Source organism: Lactobacillus sp. PV037, from assembly GCF_014522345.1.
GTDB lineage: Bacteria > Bacillota > Bacilli > Lactobacillales > Lactobacillaceae > Lactobacillus.
On the sequence record NZ_CP041987.1, the window covers coordinates 39,511 to 55,556 of the forward strand.

At 33.8% G+C, this 16,046-nt stretch carries 16 protein-coding genes; 15 read left to right on the top strand and 1 reads right to left on the bottom strand.

The window, feature by feature from the left end; genetic code table 11:
* Positions 1 to 15 precede the first annotated feature (15 nt).
* Positions 16 to 552, bottom strand: coding sequence for a CvpA family protein (locus FP435_RS00740; RefSeq protein WP_265483855.1), 537 nt, complete (start codon positions 550 to 552; stop codon positions 16 to 18).
* Between the two features lie 188 nt (positions 553 to 740).
* Between FP435_RS00740 and rsmG the strand changes: the two genes are divergently transcribed.
* The 15 genes from rsmG (at position 741) to pfkB (ending at position 16,042) form a co-directional block, all read left to right on the top strand.
* Positions 741 to 1,460, top strand: coding sequence for a 16S rRNA (guanine(527)-N(7))-methyltransferase RsmG (gene rsmG / locus FP435_RS00745; protein ID WP_265483856.1), 720 nt, complete (start codon positions 741 to 743; stop codon positions 1,458 to 1,460).
* Between the two features lie 21 nt (positions 1,461 to 1,481).
* Complete coding sequence (gene noc, locus FP435_RS00750) at positions 1,482 to 2,339, top strand: nucleoid occlusion protein (protein WP_265483857.1); 858 nt, start codon at positions 1,482 to 1,484, stop codon at positions 2,337 to 2,339.
* On the top strand, positions 2,339 to 3,112 hold the full coding sequence (locus FP435_RS00755) for a ParA family protein (RefSeq protein WP_265483859.1): 774 nt from the start codon (positions 2,339 to 2,341) through the stop codon (positions 3,110 to 3,112). The genes noc and FP435_RS00755 overlap by 1 nt, the downstream gene beginning before the upstream one ends.
* Entirely contained in the window at positions 3,096 to 3,983 is an 888-nt protein-coding gene (locus FP435_RS00760; protein WP_265483860.1) for a ParB/RepB/Spo0J family partition protein, read from the top strand. The genes FP435_RS00755 and FP435_RS00760 overlap by 17 nt, the downstream gene beginning before the upstream one ends.
* Positions 3,984 to 3,995: 12 nt before the next feature.
* Positions 3,996 to 4,244 carry a DUF951 domain-containing protein gene (locus FP435_RS00765; protein ID WP_265483861.1) on the top strand — a complete coding sequence of 83 codons (249 nt, stop codon included), beginning with the start codon at positions 3,996 to 3,998 and terminating at the stop codon, positions 4,242 to 4,244.
* 23 nt (positions 4,245 to 4,267) lie between these two features.
* Positions 4,268 to 5,368, top strand: coding sequence for a redox-regulated ATPase YchF (gene ychF / locus FP435_RS00770; RefSeq protein WP_265483862.1), 1,101 nt, complete (start codon positions 4,268 to 4,270; stop codon positions 5,366 to 5,368).
* A gap of 10 nt (positions 5,369 to 5,378) precedes the next feature.
* The gene (locus FP435_RS00775; RefSeq protein WP_265483863.1) at positions 5,379 to 6,236 is read left to right on the top strand and encodes a DUF1129 family protein; all 858 of its coding nucleotides are present in this window, start codon (positions 5,379 to 5,381) and stop codon (positions 6,234 to 6,236) included.
* Between the two features lie 49 nt (positions 6,237 to 6,285).
* On the top strand, positions 6,286 to 8,004 hold the full coding sequence (locus FP435_RS00780) for an ABC transporter ATP-binding protein (protein ID WP_265483864.1): 1,719 nt from the start codon (positions 6,286 to 6,288) through the stop codon (positions 8,002 to 8,004).
* 10 nt (positions 8,005 to 8,014) lie between these two features.
* Positions 8,015 to 9,865, top strand: coding sequence for an ABC transporter ATP-binding protein (locus tag FP435_RS00785; RefSeq protein ID WP_265483865.1), 1,851 nt, complete (start codon positions 8,015 to 8,017; stop codon positions 9,863 to 9,865).
* A 129-nt stretch (positions 9,866 to 9,994) separates the two neighbouring features.
* Entirely contained in the window at positions 9,995 to 10,684 is a 690-nt protein-coding gene (locus FP435_RS00790) for a response regulator transcription factor (RefSeq protein ID WP_265483866.1), read from the top strand.
* Entirely contained in the window at positions 10,684 to 11,841 is a 1,158-nt protein-coding gene (locus FP435_RS00795) for a sensor histidine kinase (protein WP_265483867.1), read from the top strand. Before FP435_RS00790 ends, FP435_RS00795 begins: the two co-directional genes overlap by 1 nt.
* 45 nt (positions 11,842 to 11,886) lie before the next feature.
* Entirely contained in the window at positions 11,887 to 13,458 is a 1,572-nt protein-coding gene (locus FP435_RS00800; protein ID WP_265483868.1) for a UDP-N-acetylmuramoyl-L-alanyl-D-glutamate--2,6-diaminopimelate ligase, read from the top strand.
* A 19-nt stretch (positions 13,459 to 13,477) separates the two neighbouring features.
* Positions 13,478 to 14,227: an aspartate/glutamate racemase family protein gene (locus tag FP435_RS00805; RefSeq protein WP_265483869.1), complete on the top strand. Its 750-nt coding sequence runs from the start codon at positions 13,478 to 13,480 to the stop codon at positions 14,225 to 14,227.
* Between the two features lie 148 nt (positions 14,228 to 14,375).
* Positions 14,376 to 15,128 (top strand): DeoR/GlpR family DNA-binding transcription regulator, encoded by a 753-nt coding sequence (locus tag FP435_RS00810; RefSeq protein WP_265483870.1) that lies wholly within the window; start codon positions 14,376 to 14,378, stop codon positions 15,126 to 15,128.
* Entirely contained in the window at positions 15,128 to 16,042 is a 915-nt protein-coding gene (gene pfkB, locus FP435_RS00815; protein ID WP_265483871.1) for a 1-phosphofructokinase, read from the top strand. Before FP435_RS00810 ends, pfkB begins: the two co-directional genes overlap by 1 nt.
* Positions 16,043 to 16,046 lie beyond the last annotated feature (4 nt).

Consider the following 16,046-nt stretch of genomic DNA (forward strand, 5'->3'; position numbering starts at 1 on the left):
TAGACACCTTTTTCGTTAGCCTACAGTTCGACTAATTCCGAAGATCGTTTTGAAAACACCATTAGAGAGACCAGGTGTACTATAAATGATCCATCTTAAAAATGGTGCATCGATTGTTTGTTGGATAAACCACTGATTTTGAAAAATGGCACACATTGATAAAACAACATAGACAACGAAATAAGAAGCGATAAATGAAACTAAAGCTCCTAATACATGGTCTAATAATGGCCCTAATCCTTTGCGATTAGGATCTCTTCGAGGAAGCCAGCTTTGAATGGTTTTAATAATTAACTTTCCGAAAAGCCAAATAACAATGAAAGCAAAAAATCTATAAGCCATTAGTTCTAAGCTAATGTTTCCAGAAGTAGGAACAACGTTTCCAGAAAAATTACTGTATAACAAGTTACCTAGGGGATCTTGTCCTAAAATTGCGGCCGCAAAGATAATTGCTGAAAAAATCATATTGATAATTCGTTGTGCAAATCCGATTTTATAGCCACTATAGGTTTCATAACCAAGATATAAGAGCACTAAAATAGTAATGATCATTCTAACTACAACCTTTCTTTGCTCTATTATAGATTAGAATTTAAAAAAAGAAATTTTTAATGAGATTTTTGACGTTTTTTTAAAAATACTACATAATTAAATAAGAAGAATTATTTAATTAATATTGTCGATGACCGTAAAATGCGGTACATTAAATAGGTGTGAAACAAGGTTTCACGGGTGAAAAAATGAATCCAGAAATTTTTACAAAAAATCTTGCTCAGAATGGAATTGAATTAACTGAGAAACAAAAGCAACAATTTGCTACATATTATGAAGAATTGATTGCAACAAATGAAAAGGTAAATTTAACACGAATTACTGATAAAGAAGAAGTATACAGTAAGCACTTCTATGATAGTGTAACTCCTTTAATAGAATTTAAGGAGCTTTTTGAAGGTAATAAAACTCTTTGTGATGTAGGTGCAGGAGCTGGATTTCCAAGTTTACCTATTAAAATTTTGCAACCTGATTTAAAAGTAACGATCATTGATTCTTTAGGAAAGAGATTAAACTTTTTAAAGGCTTTAATTGAAAAGTTAGGATTGGAAAACGTTACATTAGTTCATAGTCGAGCAGAAGATGCAGGAAAAAATCCAGCTTTACGTGAAAAATTTGATCTGGTAACTGGTCGTGCAGTTGCAAGAATGAGCGTATTGAGTGAGTATTGTTTGCCGTTAGTGAAAAAAGATGGATATTTAATTGCTTTAAAGGGTCCTAAAGCTCAAGAAGAATTAAATGATGCAAAAAAGGCGATTAAAATTTTAGGTGGAGAAGTTCAAGAAGTAAAAGAGTTGGTGCTACCAAATAGTACAGATGAAAGAACTTTAATTGTCATAAAAAAGGTGGCAATAACCCCTAAAAAATACCCGCGTCAAGCAGGTACGCCTGCTCGCAAGCCGTTATAATGAGATAAAGTGGAGGAAAGTATGGGATTATTCTTTAATCGAAAAAATGATGTTCCTAAGGAAAAACAAGTTCAAGAAATTGAATTAAGTAAAATAGTTCCTAATCCTTATCAACCAAGAAAAACATTTAGTGAGGAATCAATTGGAGAATTGGCACAAACTTTGGAACAACAAGGTTTACTCCAACCAATCATTTTACGTTCTCGTCCACAAAAGAATGACGAGTATGAAATTATTGCAGGAGAACGACGCTATCGGGCTGCAAAATCGCTAGGCTGGAATAAAATTTCGGCCATTGTTGAAGAGATGGATGATGAAAAAGTAGCTTCGTTAGCTGTGATTGAAAATCTTCAAAGAGAAGATTTGAATCCAATTGATGAAGCACAAGCTTATGTTCAATTAATGCAATCAAATGAATTAACGCAAACAGAATTGGCTAAGCAAGTGGGAAAAAGTCAATCTTATATTGCTAACAAGGTAAGACTTTTAAAACTAGATCCTAAGATTCAAGAATTATTAGTAAATAGGACTTTAACGCAACGTCATGGACGAGCTCTTTTAAAATTAACACCAGCGGATCAAGAAAGAGCTGCTCAAATAATTATTGAGCAACATTTGAATGTTAAGGATACTGAACGTTTAGTAAAGGATATTGATGGCTTTTTAGCTGAAGAAGAAAAACCAGAAGTTAAAAAGAAAAAAGTTAAAAAACCAACTGTTCGGATGCGTACACCTAAAGACTTTAGGTTACAAATTAATACTTTTAAAGAAGCAATTGAGAAGGCTAAACAATCAGGAATGGAAGTTAAATATAAAGAAGATAAGAATCAAGATTCATATACTCTTACCATTGAAATGCTCAGAAAGCAGGAGGACTAATGGCTCAAATTATATCTGTTGCTAACCAAAAAGGTGGAGTGGGGAAAACCACTACTACAATTAATTTAGGAGCTAGTGTAGCAAAGCATGGCTATAAGGTCTTAGTAGTAGATACAGATCCACAAGGGAATGCAACATCTGGACTTGGAATTGAAAAGTCTGATGTTGATCAAGATGTCTATAATGTTCTGATTGATGAAGTGCCTATTGCTTCGACTATTCATCATACTGAAGTTGAAAACTTAGATATTGTACCAGCTACAATTCAATTAGCAGGTGCTGAAATGGAATTGACCTCAATGATGGCACGAGAAACTAGATTAAAACAAGGAATTGATGAAGTAAATGATCAATATGATTTTATTTTTATTGATTGCCCACCTTCATTAGGACAATTATCAATCAATGCTTTTACCGCTTCAGATTCAATTCTTATCCCAGTTCAAAGTGAATATTATGCTATGGAAGGGTTAAGCCAGCTTTTAAATACAATTCGTTTAGTTCAAAAGCACTTTAATAAAAACCTAGATGTTGAAGGTGTATTAATGACCATGCTGGATGCACGAACAAATTTAGGCGCTGAAGTAGTGAAAGAAGTTCAATCATATTTTGGAGAAAAAGTTTATCAGACCATTATTCCTAGAATTACAAAGCTTGCTGAAGCTCCAAGTTATGGAGAGGCAATTACAGAATATGCTCCTAGATCACGTGGAGCAAAAGTGTATGATGAACTAGCAAAAGAGGTATTAAGTGCACATGGTAAAGAATTCTAAGGATTTGAAGAAAAGAGGATTAGGGCGCGGATTAGAGGCATTATTTGAAGATGCACCTAAGGTGAAAAATGACCAAGGTGAAGAAGTTCAAAAGATTACTTTAACTGATATTAGACCTAATCCTTATCAGCCACGAAAAACTTTTGATGAAAAGAGTTTGCAAGAACTTTCAGCATCCATTAAAGAAAATGGAGTTTTTCAGCCGATTATTTTGCGTAAATCTCTCAATGGCTATGAAATTATAGCTGGTGAAAGAAGATTTAGGGCATCTAAACTAGCTAAAGAAAAAACAATTCCTGCTATCATTCGTGATTTTGATGAAGCACAAATGATGGAAGTGGCAATCTTAGAAAATTTACAAAGAGAAGATTTAACTCCATTAGAAGAAGCTCAAGCCTATGATACCTTGCAAAAAAATCTTGGCCTTACTCAAGAAGAAGTTTCTAAACGATTGGGAAAGTCTCGCCCTTATATTGCTAATTACTTACGCTTACTAACTTTGCCCCAAAAAACAAAGCGGATGCTTCAGCATGGTCAGTTATCCATGGGACAAGCTAGAACTTTATTAGGGTTAAAAAATAAAGAAGGAATTGATAAACTAGCTAAAAAAGTAGTAAGTGAAGGTATTACAGTTAGACAATTAGAAGCACTGGTTAATAAGCTTAATGAAAAAAACAAGTTAACTAAGAAAAAAGTTATAAGAAAGTCAGCTTTTATTGTTGCTAGTGAATCCCAGCTCAAAGATAGATTTGGTACGGGAGTGAATATTACTGAAAGTAAAAAAGGTAAGGGACATTTGTCAATTAACTTTGATTCTACGCAAGAGTTAAATAGAATTTTAGATTTATTAGGAGTAAATCTAGATAAATAATTGAGGTTGAAAATGTATCAATTAGGAGATATTGTACAAATGAAAAAGCCCCATGCTTGTGGGGAAAATAAGTGGGAAATATTGCGATTAGGTGCTGACATTAAACTTAAGTGTATGGGATGTGGCAGAATTATTATGATGCCCCATGCTGAGTTTAATAAGAAAGTAAAAAAATTATTAGCTAAAGAAAATGATCCAGCTAATAAAAAGTTGGCTCATTATGTACCTAAGGAAAATATTGTTATTCCACATTTTGATTAATTTTTAATAAGGGAGAAAATAAAATGGCATTAACTGCTGGTATTGTAGGATTACCAAACGTAGGAAAATCAACTTTGTTTAACGCAATTACAAAAGCGGGAGCAGAAATGGCAAATTATCCATTTGCCACAATTGAACCAAATGTGGGGATGGTGGAAGTTCCAGATCAACGATTAGCTCGCATTCAAGAATTAATTCCTGCTAAAAAAGTTGTTCATACCACCTTTGAATTTACTGATATTGCAGGATTAGTTAAAGGTGCTTCAAAGGGTGAAGGATTAGGAAACAAATTCTTAGAAAATATTCGCCAGACTGATGCCATTGTTCATGTAGTGCGAGCATTTGATGACCCTAATATTACTTCTGTTAGTGGTAAAGTAGATCCAGAAGAAGATATTAATACAATTAATTTAGAATTAGCTATTGCAGATTTAGACGCTGTAAATCGCCGAATTGGTAAGGTACAAAAAATTGCTCAACAAGGTGATAAGGAAGCTAAAGCAGAAATGGCAGTTTTAGAAAAATTAAAACCAGTTTTGGAAGAAGGAAAAGCAGCTCGATCAATTGACTTTAATGATGACGAGAAAAAGATTGTAAAAGGTCTCTTCCTTCTAACTTCTAAACCAGTTATTTATGTAGCAAATATTGCAGAAGAGTCAATGGCTGATCCAGAAGCTGACAAATATTTCCAAATTGTTAAAAAGCATGCAGAAAGTGAAAACGCTGAAGCTTTAGGAATTAGTGCAGCTACTGAAGAAGAAATTGCAGCTATGGATGATGAAGAAAGAAAAGAATTTTTAGAAATGGAAGGTGTAGAAGAATCAGGCCTAGATCGTTTAATTAAGGCAGCTTACCACCTTTTAGGCTTAAGAACATTCTTTACAGCTGGTGGAACTGAAACTCGTGCGTGGACCTTCCATGAAGGAATGAAAGCTCCTCAAGTTGCTGGAGTAATTCACTCTGACTTTGAACGTGGATTTATTCGTGCAGAAGTAGTTTCCTTCGATGATTTGGACGAATTAGAAACTATGCAAAAAGTAAAAGAAGCTGGAAAACTTCGTCTTGAAGGAAAAGATTATTTAGTTGAAGATGGCGATATCATCGAATTTAGATTCAATGTCTAGGAGGGGTTAGATGAGTCAAGAAAACGAGAATAAAGAAAAAAACTCACTTAACCAAGAAGATAAAAAAGCTGCTGAAGCAGTAAATGTTGAAAAAAAGAACGCAAATGCCAAAGTTAGCCAAAAGCAGCAAGCTCGTCTTCAAAAACGAGAAAAAAGTGCGGCAAATATTGAAAAAATAAAACAGGCATCACCAGAACAATTACGAAAGCAGCTAAGTAATAAAAATGTAGATTACATTTTTCGCTTAGAAAAAGCCCTAAATAATAATGAAGGGCTACCTAGTGAAAAAGTTACTGAGACAATAGATATAATTTTGCCAGAAATCGTTATTGCCCAGTACAAGGGAGTTCCAGCAGCTACTTTGTACCATCAATCACCAATTCAGAAAGCCAAAGAGTTAGCTCATCCTAAGGCTAAGCCGATAAAGCAAAAATTCTGGATGCAAGCTGTAGATAATGTGTTACTTTATTTAACATTTTTCCTTGGAATGTTTGGTCTAGTTCAACTATTTACTCCACAAAAATCTTTACAAGGGGGACAAACTTTAGGAATTTTAACCCTTATTTCTGTAGCAGTATTATTTGGAATCATTATGGCGTACTACAATAATATTTTGGTTCAACCTAAAGATGAACGTCCAGCTATTTGGAAATTAATTTTAGGAGGAATTGGAGTCTTAATTGTAATATTTGCTTGGATCACTTTAACGAGTTTACCAGCATTGAGAGTGATTAATCCGGTAATTAATCCATGGGTTGAAATTGTTTTAGCAGTGATAGCCTTTCTTGGAAGACGCTATTTCAAACAAAAATATCATGTCATTGATCCATTACGCCAACGTGCAGTAAACAATGCAAAAAATAAATAATAAAAAAGACGCTTAGCGTCTTTTTTATTCAAGGGAAGGAGAAGTGCCTGTGATCAATACACTAAAAAAATCTATTCGGCAATATAAAAAATTGTCCCTTACTTCTCCAGTACTTGTTGCTGGTGAAGTATTAATTGAAATGTTAATTCCTTACTTAGTTGGTCTTTTAATTGACCGCGGAATTTTAAAAGGGAATATGGGTTATATCAACAAGTGGGGATTAATCTTATTGATTTTGACTATCATTTCACTTATTTTGGGAGCTAGCGCTAGTTATGTTTCAGCGCATGCAGCAGCAGGATTTGCAGCCAATTTAAGAAAAGATATGTTTTATCACATTCAAGATTATTCTTTTGAAAATATTGATAAATTTTCTAGTGCAAGTTTAGTTACGCGTTTAACAACAGATGTGACAAACATTCAAAATGCTTATCAGATGATAATCCGTATTGCAGTTCGTGCACCACTAATGCTAATTATTTCAGTAATTATGTCATTCATAGTAAGTCCACATTTAGCACTTATTTTTGTGATTTTAGGACCAATTTTGGTACTTGCATTATTTTTAATTATTAAAAATGCATATCCATATTTCCCTAAAATTTTTAAAGGATACGATAAGTTAAATCAGGTTGTGCGTGAAAATGTGCGGGGAATCCGTGAAGTTAAAACTTACGTTCAAGAAGAATCACAGATTCAAAAAGCCGATGAAGCTTCGGGCAACATCTACACTCTATTTTCAACTGCACAAAAAATTATGTCTTTAAACTCACTAATTATGATTGCGGTCTTAGATCTTTCAATGCTGTTGATTTCTTGGTTTGGGGCTAAAGAAATTATTGGTGGAAACTTACAAACAGGTCAATTAGTATCAATGTTTTCATATTCAAATTCAGTTTTATTTAGTTTGAATATTTTGGCAATGATTACTACACAATTGGTTATTTCAGATGCTAGTGGTAAAAGAATTGCAGCAGTTATCAAGGAAAAGCCGGCTATTACTGATCCTAAGAAGCCATTAATGGATGTTACTAATGGGGATGTTATCTTTGATCATGTGAGTTTTAAGTATAGTCCAAATGACAAACATTATGCTCTAGATGATATTAATCTTCATATTGCACCTGGTGAAACAATTGGAATTATTGGTGGAACAGGTTCATCTAAGTCAACCCTAGTTTCAATGATTCCTAGATTATATGACCCGACATCAGGTGAAGTTCGGGTTGCAGGTCATAATGTGAAGGCTTATGATTTAAAGGCTTTAAGAGATAAAGTAGCAGTTGTTCTTCAACAAAATGTCTTGTTTACTGGAACAATCAAAGAAAATTTGATGTGGGGTAACGAACATGCGACTGATGCAGAAATAATTAGGGCTGCTAAAATTGCTCATGCCAATGGCTTTATTGAAGAAATGCCAGATGGCTATAATACAATGATTGAGCAAGGTGGTAATAATGTTTCTGGGGGTCAAAAACAACGTTTAACTATTGCCCGTGCTCTTTTGAAAAATCCAGAAATTTTAATCTTAGATGATTCTACTTCAGCAGTAGATACTTCGACAGAACGTGATATTCGGGAAGCATTAAAAAATGATATGCCACAGACTACAAAGATTATTATTTCCCAGAGAATAGTTTCAATTAAAGATGCTGATCGAATTATTGTAATGGATCATGGTAAGATTCAAGCGATTGGAACCCATGATGAATTAATGAAAACAAATGAACTTTATCGTTCGATTGTAGAATTCCAAGAAAAAAAGTAGGTGAAAATTAGTGACTGAAGTTCAAGGAAAACCTAAAGTAAAACACGCTAAGACATTAGGAAGACTTTTGAAATTAATTTTGCGTACAAGTCCTAGCATGTTTATCGTTTCAATGGTCAGTATTGTGCTTAGTGCAGGAGCAACAGTATATGGATCATTATTTATTGAAAGATTAATTGATGAATACATCACACCTTTAACTAAGCAAAGTAATCCTGATTTTACGCCATTACTCAATGCAATTTTAGTAATGGGAGGAATCTTTGCAATTGGTGCATTAGCTAACTATCTTTTCACTGTTTTAATGGCTGTATTGGCACAAAAAGTACAATTTGATGTGAGAACAAGAATGTTTGCTCACATGGAATCACTCCCAGTAGCTTATTTTGATCAAAATAACTATGGTGATATTATGAGTCGCTACACTAACGACATTGATACTTTAATGCAGATGATTTCACAATCAATTCCGCAATTCTTAAACTCCTTGTTGAGTTTGATTTTTGTGGTTAGTGCAATGTTTATTTTAAGCTGGCAATTAACCGTCTTTTCTTTATTTGTTTTTGCTTTATCAATTGGAATTGTAAGATTTTTAACTAAAAAATCTGCTTACTACTTCAAATTACAACAGAATAAACTTGGTCAAATTAATGGATACGATGAAGAAATGTTGAATGGGTTAAAAGTCATTAAAGTCTTCTCTCATGAAAAAGAAGTAGAAAAAGGATTTGATAATTATAATGATGAATTAAGAATTGCGTCTGGTAAGGCTAATACTTATGCAACCATTTTGTTCCCAATTATGGGTAACATGGGTAATTTACTTTATGTTTTGATTGCGTTTTTAGGAGGAGCAGCTGCAATTAATGGTTGGGCACCCTTAACTTTAGGTGCAATTGCTTCTTTCTTACAATTATCGAAGTCATTCTCAATGCCAATTTCTCAAATTTCACAACAATTGAATTCAATTGTTTTAGCACTAGCTGGTGCAGGAAGAATTTTTGAGTTAGAAGATGAGCCATCAGAAGTAGATAATGGTGACGTTATTATGTCTCAAAGTAATAAGGTAGCCAATTCTTGGTTTTGGGATGTACCTCAAAAAGATGGGAGCATTAAGAAAGTTCCAATTAAAGGACACATCATTTTTAAGGATGTAAATTTTTCTTATGTTCCTGGTCATCAAATTTTATACGATATTAACATCAATGCTAAACCTGGAATGAAGGTTGCTTTGGTAGGTGAAACTGGAGCTGGTAAAACTACTATCTCTAACATGTTAAACCGTTTCTATGATATTCAATCTGGGGAAATTACCTATGATGGTGTTCCAATTAAAACAATTAGAAAAAATGATTTACGTCACTCATTATCAATTGTTTTACAAGAAACACACTTATTCTCTGGAACAATTATGGATAATATTCGTTTTGGTAAACCTGATGCAAGTGATGATGAAGTTTATCAAGCAGCACGTTTATCTCATGCTGATGAATTTATTCGTGAGCTTGAAGATGGGTATAATACTGTAATTGATGGAGATGGAAGTGAATTATCTCAAGGGCAACGGCAATTATTAAGTATTGCTCGAGCAATGATTGCTGATGAACCAGTAATGATTTTGGATGAAGCAACTTCAAGTATTGATACCAGAACTGAAAAGATGGTCCAAGCTGGGATGGACAACTTACTAGCTGGGAGAACAAGTTTTGTGATCGCTCACCGTCTTTCTACAATAGTTAATTCAGATTTAATTTTAGTACTAGATCATGGACATATTATTGAACGTGGTAATCATGAAGAACTTCTCAAACAAAAGGGTTATTATTACCAACTCTATACTGGTAAGAAAGAACTAGATTAAAAAAGCGTCTGACGACGCTTTTTTTAACTAATTTTTAAATTATTTGCTTGATCTAAAATAATTCACATAAACTATGTACAATAGAAATAATAGTAATTAATGAACTTAATACAGAAAGGAAAATTCTGCATGAAAATCTTAGTTGTTGATGATGATAAAGAAATTGTTGAATTATTAAGTATTTATTTAAAAAATGAGGGATATGAACCAATTCCTGCTTATAGTGGAAAAGAAGCTTTAACCAAATTATCAACTACTCCGGAAATTGGTTGTATGATTTTAGATATTATGATGCCTCAAATGACGGGAATTGAAGTAATCAAAGAAGTACGTAAGGATTCTGAAATTCCAATTTTAGTAGTTTCTGCTAAAACAAGTGATATGGATAAAATTCAAGGATTAATCACTGGAGCAGATGATTATGTTGTTAAGCCATTTAATCCACTTGAGGTAATGGCACGTGTTCGTTCATTGTTACGCCGCAGTGAAAAGAAACTAGTTGATAACAAACCTGATATCTTAGAAGTAGGTCCTTTAGTAATTAATAAGGATTCACATGAAGTTAAAACAATTGAAGGAAAATCTGTGCAATTGACTGCCCTCGAATTTGGAATTTTGTACATGTTAGCTAGTCATCCCAACCGAGTATTTAGTGCTGAAGAAATTTTTGAACGAGTATGGCAACAAGAATCTGTTGTCTCAGCTAAGACGGTTATGGTTCACGTTTCGCACTTGCGTGATAAAATTCAAAAAGCTACTAATGGAGAAGAAGTTATTCAAACCGTTTGGGGTGTTGGCTACAAAGTAGAAGTAGAATAATGAAAAAAGAAAAGGTTAAATTAACTGGTCGCGAAAAAAGCGAACTATTGGGTGAGGGAATTGTAACAGTAATTTTATTATTACTTTTAAATCTTTCACTGGTAATTTTAATCAATTTAATAGTAATCAATAATCCAGGCTTAGAAAATGGTATTTTTTTCTTCAAAAAAAATGTGACCTTTGCAGGTGGTTACCATTTATGGTCATGGCAAAGATTGTTTGTCGGTGGAATGCTCATAATTGATATGGCTGTAGTATACTGGCGGCTAATTCGCCGTTATCATCAAATGCAATTGCGTCATGTGATTAAAGAATTGCACTATATTGCTAATGGCCATTTTGATCATCCTATTCCTTTTACAGTAAGAACAGAGCTACAACACGTTGTAGATTCAATCAATATATTGGTAGCTTCGACTGTTGCTTCTTTAGAAGAAGAAAGACAAATTGAAAAATCCAAAGATGATTTGATTACGAATGTATCACATGATATTCGAACACCTCTCACCTCAATTATTGGATACTTAGGTTTGTTAAAAGATGGAAATCCAACTCCAGAAGAAAGTAAAAAATATATTGATATTGCCTATCAAAAGGCTTTACAAATGAAGTCTTTGGCTGAAGATTTGTTTGAATATACAACACTACGTTCAACAAATCGTAATAAATTAACTACTGCACCCCTCCATGTGAAATCAATGTTAGAACAAGTGGCTGCAGGATTTGAATTAGAAGCAGAAAAAAATAAAGTTACTTTTGAAATTGCTTGTCGGCCCAATGATTTAACTATTGATGCAGATGCTAAAAAAATCGTGCGGGTTTTGAATAACTTAATTTCGAATGCACTAAAGTATGGGCATGGGGCAACTAAAATTTTTCTAATTGCAAATAAGGTAAATAATGATCAAGTTGAATTACGAGTAGAGAATAACGGAACTCCGATTCCTAAGAAAGAACAAGAAAAAATTTTTGAAAGATTTTATCGTGTAGAATCTTCTCGTAATCTTAAAACTGGTGGCACAGGGCTTGGCTTAGCCAGTACACAAAGTATCGTAGCGTTACATGGGGGAACTATAACTTGTCAGTCAAACCAAAAATTGACAAGTTTTATTATTCGTTTACCTTTAAAAATTACAGAATCCCTTCCTCAAAAATGATGTGGTATAATTTAAGCTGAAAAGATTTAATTTTGGAGAGAAAAAATGAGTGAATCTAGCATTTCTTTAAACACATGTATTTTAATATTAAAAGAACACCACTTGCTCAAGTCAAGCGCTGTTCAAGATGCTGTTCCTACAAAAATGGATTATATTTCATATGATTCACGTGATATTAAAACTAATACCCTATTTTTCTGTAAAGGACAAGGCTTTAGACCAACTTATCTTTCAATGGCTAAAGATAATGGAGCCATCTGTTATGTAGCTGAGCAACCTTATCCAGAAGGAAAGGGAATGCATGCCTTGATTGTGCGTGATGTTTCAAAGGCAATGGCACTTCTTTCTGCAGCCTTTTTCCAATTTCCACAAGACGATTTATATGTGGTGGCCTTCACTGGAACCAAAGGAAAAACTACTTCTGCTTACTTTTTGAAGGGGATGCTCGATAAAATTAATGGTGGCCGTACTGCCTTAATTTCATCGGTAGATGATGTTGTAGGTCCTAAACCTGAAGACACTTTTAAGTCTAGCTTAACCACTCCTGAGTCTTTAGACCTGTTTAGAGATATGAGAACTGCAGTTGACAATGGAATGACCCACCTAGTCATGGAAGTTTCATCACAAGCTTATAAAAAGAACCGTGTATTTGGATTAACCTATGATTTAGGATTTTTCTTAAATATTACTCCTGATCATATTGGACCAAATGAACATCCTAACTTTGATGATTATTTGCATTGTAAATTACAATTAATGGTAAATTCTCGTAAATGTATCATTAATGCGATGACCGATCACTTCCAAGAAGTTTATGCAGCTGCAACAACTACTACTCAACCAGATAGTATTTACTTATTTGCAAGAAGTGATTTTGAAAGTCCAAAAAATTTAAAGAGTCCAATTGATTTTCGCTTTAAGTCAGTAGAGACTGATATGGCTGAAACTAAATTTGACTTGGAGTGTGTAACTGACAAGGCAAAGAAACTTCCAATTGCTGGTGAGTATACTTTGCAAATGATTGGTGACTTTAATGAAATCAATGCAACGGCAGCAATAATTGGTGCCGGCTTAGCTGGAGAGAATTATGAAGAAGCTGCCAAAGGAATTCGCCATGTGACAATTCCAGGGCGTATGGAAACTTTGCCAAGTAAGAAGCATGGTACAATTGTTGTTGATTATGCTCATAATAAAGCTTCAATGATGGCTTTAATGAGTTTCATGCGAAAAGAATTTAATAATCCAAGAATTATTGTAGTGGTAGGAGCTCCAGGAGATAAGGGAGTTTCACGGCGTCCAGGCTTTAGTGAAAGTTTAACAGCTTATGCTGATAAAGTATTTTTGACTACTGATGATCCAGGGTTTGAAGATCCTTTGAGTATTGCTGAAGAAATTGATGCAGGCATTGACCATGATAAAGTAGATGTTGAGATCGAGCTGGATCGTGAAAAGGCTATCCATGAAGCAATAGAATTGGCTGGAAAAGATGATGTAGTCTTAATTTGTGGAAAGGGAGCAGATCCTTTCCAAAAGATTCGTGGAATTGATACGCCATATCCAACTGATATTAAGGTTGCTGAAAGTATTCTTAAAGAATTGGAAAAAGGCGAAGACTAATTAGTTAGGAAAAGAAAGTATGAAACACTTTTTTTCAATAATTGGTGGCATGGGGACCCTTGCTACTGAGAGCTATGTGAGATTGATTAATCATCGGATAAAAGCAGAACGTGACCAGGACTATTTAAATTATTTACTTGTAAATGATGCTCAAGTTCCAGATAGAACAGCATATATTATGGATCATACTAAACCTAATTTTTTCTATGATTTAAAAGATGATATAGAAAATCAATCGAAGCTAAATCCTGATTTTATTATAATGGTCTGCAATACAGCTCACTATTTTTATGATGATTTAGCTGCATTAACTGACGTTCCTTTTTTGCATATGATGAGAATTGCAGTTCATAATTTTGTAGATAATTATCCTAAAGAAGATAAAATTGGCTTAATTGCTACTGAAGGATCAATTTATGATCATCTGTATGCTGATGAATTAGAAAAAGTTGGAAAAAAAGTTGAATTAGGTGGTCCTGAAATCCAGCCTATGGTTAATGAGCTCATTTACAGTAATATTAAAGAAAAAGGGATTGTTGATAAAAAACTTTACCATAAGATTTTAAAGACAATGCATGATAAATATAACTGTAATGTGATACTGTTAGGTTGTACTGAACTTTCTTTAGCTCAAGAGCAGGCACCAGATCATCCTTATAATGTTATTGATCCTCAATCAATTATTGCAGATGTTTCTATAGAATTAGCGCAAAACATCCGTAATGGGATGGATCCTAAAGAGGCCACAAAAAAATATTTGTATAAGTAAAAATAATTTGAGTTCTTTAACTCAAATTATTTTTTTGAATTAAAATGAATTATTTTGAATTAAAATGATTAATTTTGAATAAAAATGATTAATTTTGATTGCTTTTTATAATGTAAGCGGTTATCATATTAGATAGAGGTGGTAAGAGATGCTGACGGAAAAGCGTCAACAAGCGATTGCTGCTTACATCAATGATAAAGACATCTGCCGAGTAGCAGAGTTATGTAAATTGACAAATTCGTCAGAATCAACCATCAGACGAGATTTAATTGAGATGGAGAAGCGTGGACTTATTGTTAGAGTCCATGGTGGTGCACGCTCAGTGCAAAATTATTCTCGTGATGTAGAGCAACAAGTAAGATTTAATTTAAATATTGACAAGAAACATCGACTTGCTGCGTATGCTGCAAAAAAGATTAGTTCAGCAGAGCATTTGTTTTTAGATGCAGGAACAACTATTTATGAAATGATTAATTTTTTAAAAGATATTCCTGACCTTCATGTAATTACTAACGGAGTAGATACAGCCTTAGCATGTATTGATGCTGGAATTTCAACCCAAATTTTAGGTGGAGAGATTAAGCAACAAACCAATGCGGTTATTGGAAGTTCTACCATCAAGCAGATGCAAGCAATGAATTTTTCAACTGCATTTATTGGAGCCAATGGTTTAAATAAACAAGGTAAGTTTACTACCCCAGATCCAAGTGAAGCTGAGATAAAACAGACGGCTATTATTCAAGCAAAAAGAAGTTTTATCTTAATGGATGACAGTAAGATTGGAACTTCAAATTTTGCAAGTTTATCTAATACAGAAAATGCAGTTTTAATTACCAATCAATTATCAAGTAAGCAAAAACTTCTTCTACCAAAGGAGTTAAAGTTTGAGGAGGCAAAATAATGATTTATACTGTTACGGTTAATCCAGCACTAGATTACGTAATGCAATTAAAAAAAGTAAATGCTGGAGAAGTAAACCGTTCTAATGATTGCCAATTTTTAGCAGGTGGAAAGGGAATTAATGTATCACAAATTCTTAATCAACTCTCTGTTGAAAATACAGCTTGGGGTTTTGTCGGAGGATTTACTGGTAAAGAATTAGTTCGCCAATTAAATGTCAAAAAAATCGAAAGTGATTTTGTGACTATCAGTGATGATACCCGTGTTAACGTTAAGATTCATGCTCAAAAAGAAACAGAAATTAATGCGGCTGGTCCTAAGATTGATGCGCAAGAAATTACTGCTTTTAAAGCTCGCTTAGATGATTTGCAAGAGGGCGATATTGTAGTTTTAAGTGGTAGTTTAGGACCAAGTTTACCAACTGATTTTTATAAGCAATTATTACCAACTATTAAAGAAGCTGGTGCCCAATTTGCAATTGATACTACTGGAGAAGCTTTACTTGATACTTTGGAATACAAACCTTTAGTTATTAAGCCAAATCATCATGAATTAGCTGATTTGTTCCATACTACTTTTTCAAATAATGAAGAAATGCTTGAAGCTGCTAAAAAGTTGCTCAAGATGGGTGCCCAAAATGTCATGATTTCAATGGCGGGCGATGGTGGTTACTTAGTAACTAAGGACCATGTTTATCATGGAACTCCTGCAATTGGTACTGCAGTAAACTCAGTTGGTGCAGGTGATTCAATGATTGCAGGATTTGTGGGTACTTATTATAAGACTAAGAATCCTGTTGAAGCCTTTAGAATGGGAATGGCTTGTGGAGGAGCTACTGCCTTTACTGAAGATATTGCAGTTAGAAGTCAAATCGAAGCAACTTTACCTGACATTAAAGTTGAAGAAGTAGAGTAATTTT

Bases quoted from the DNA above. Each gene is read 5' to 3' on its own strand.
- FP435_RS00795 (WP_265483867.1), top strand. From the start codon at position 10,684: ATGAAAAAAGAAAAGGTTAAATTAACTGGTCGCGAAAAAAGCGAACTA.
- FP435_RS00805 (WP_265483869.1), top strand. From the start codon at position 13,478: ATGAAACACTTTTTTTCAATAATTGGTGGCATGGGGACCCTTGCTACT.
- FP435_RS00740 (WP_265483855.1), bottom strand. From the start codon at position 552: ATGATCATTACTATTTTAGTGCTCTTATATCTTGGTTATGAAACCTAT.
- ychF (WP_265483862.1), top strand. From the start codon at position 4,268: ATGGCATTAACTGCTGGTATTGTAGGATTACCAAACGTAGGAAAATCA.
- FP435_RS00810 (WP_265483870.1), top strand. From the start codon at position 14,376: ATGCTGACGGAAAAGCGTCAACAAGCGATTGCTGCTTACATCAATGAT.
- rsmG (WP_265483856.1), top strand. From the start codon at position 741: ATGAATCCAGAAATTTTTACAAAAAATCTTGCTCAGAATGGAATTGAA.
- noc (WP_265483857.1), top strand. From the start codon at position 1,482: ATGGGATTATTCTTTAATCGAAAAAATGATGTTCCTAAGGAAAAACAA.
- FP435_RS00755 (WP_265483859.1), top strand. From the start codon at position 2,339: ATGGCTCAAATTATATCTGTTGCTAACCAAAAAGGTGGAGTGGGGAAA.
- pfkB (WP_265483871.1), top strand. From the start codon at position 15,128: ATGATTTATACTGTTACGGTTAATCCAGCACTAGATTACGTAATGCAA.
- FP435_RS00790 (WP_265483866.1), top strand. From the start codon at position 9,995: ATGAAAATCTTAGTTGTTGATGATGATAAAGAAATTGTTGAATTATTA.
- FP435_RS00765 (WP_265483861.1), top strand. From the start codon at position 3,996: ATGTATCAATTAGGAGATATTGTACAAATGAAAAAGCCCCATGCTTGT.
- FP435_RS00775 (WP_265483863.1), top strand. From the start codon at position 5,379: ATGAGTCAAGAAAACGAGAATAAAGAAAAAAACTCACTTAACCAAGAA.
- FP435_RS00760 (WP_265483860.1), top strand. From the start codon at position 3,096: ATGGTAAAGAATTCTAAGGATTTGAAGAAAAGAGGATTAGGGCGCGGA.
- FP435_RS00800 (WP_265483868.1), top strand. From the start codon at position 11,887: ATGAGTGAATCTAGCATTTCTTTAAACACATGTATTTTAATATTAAAA.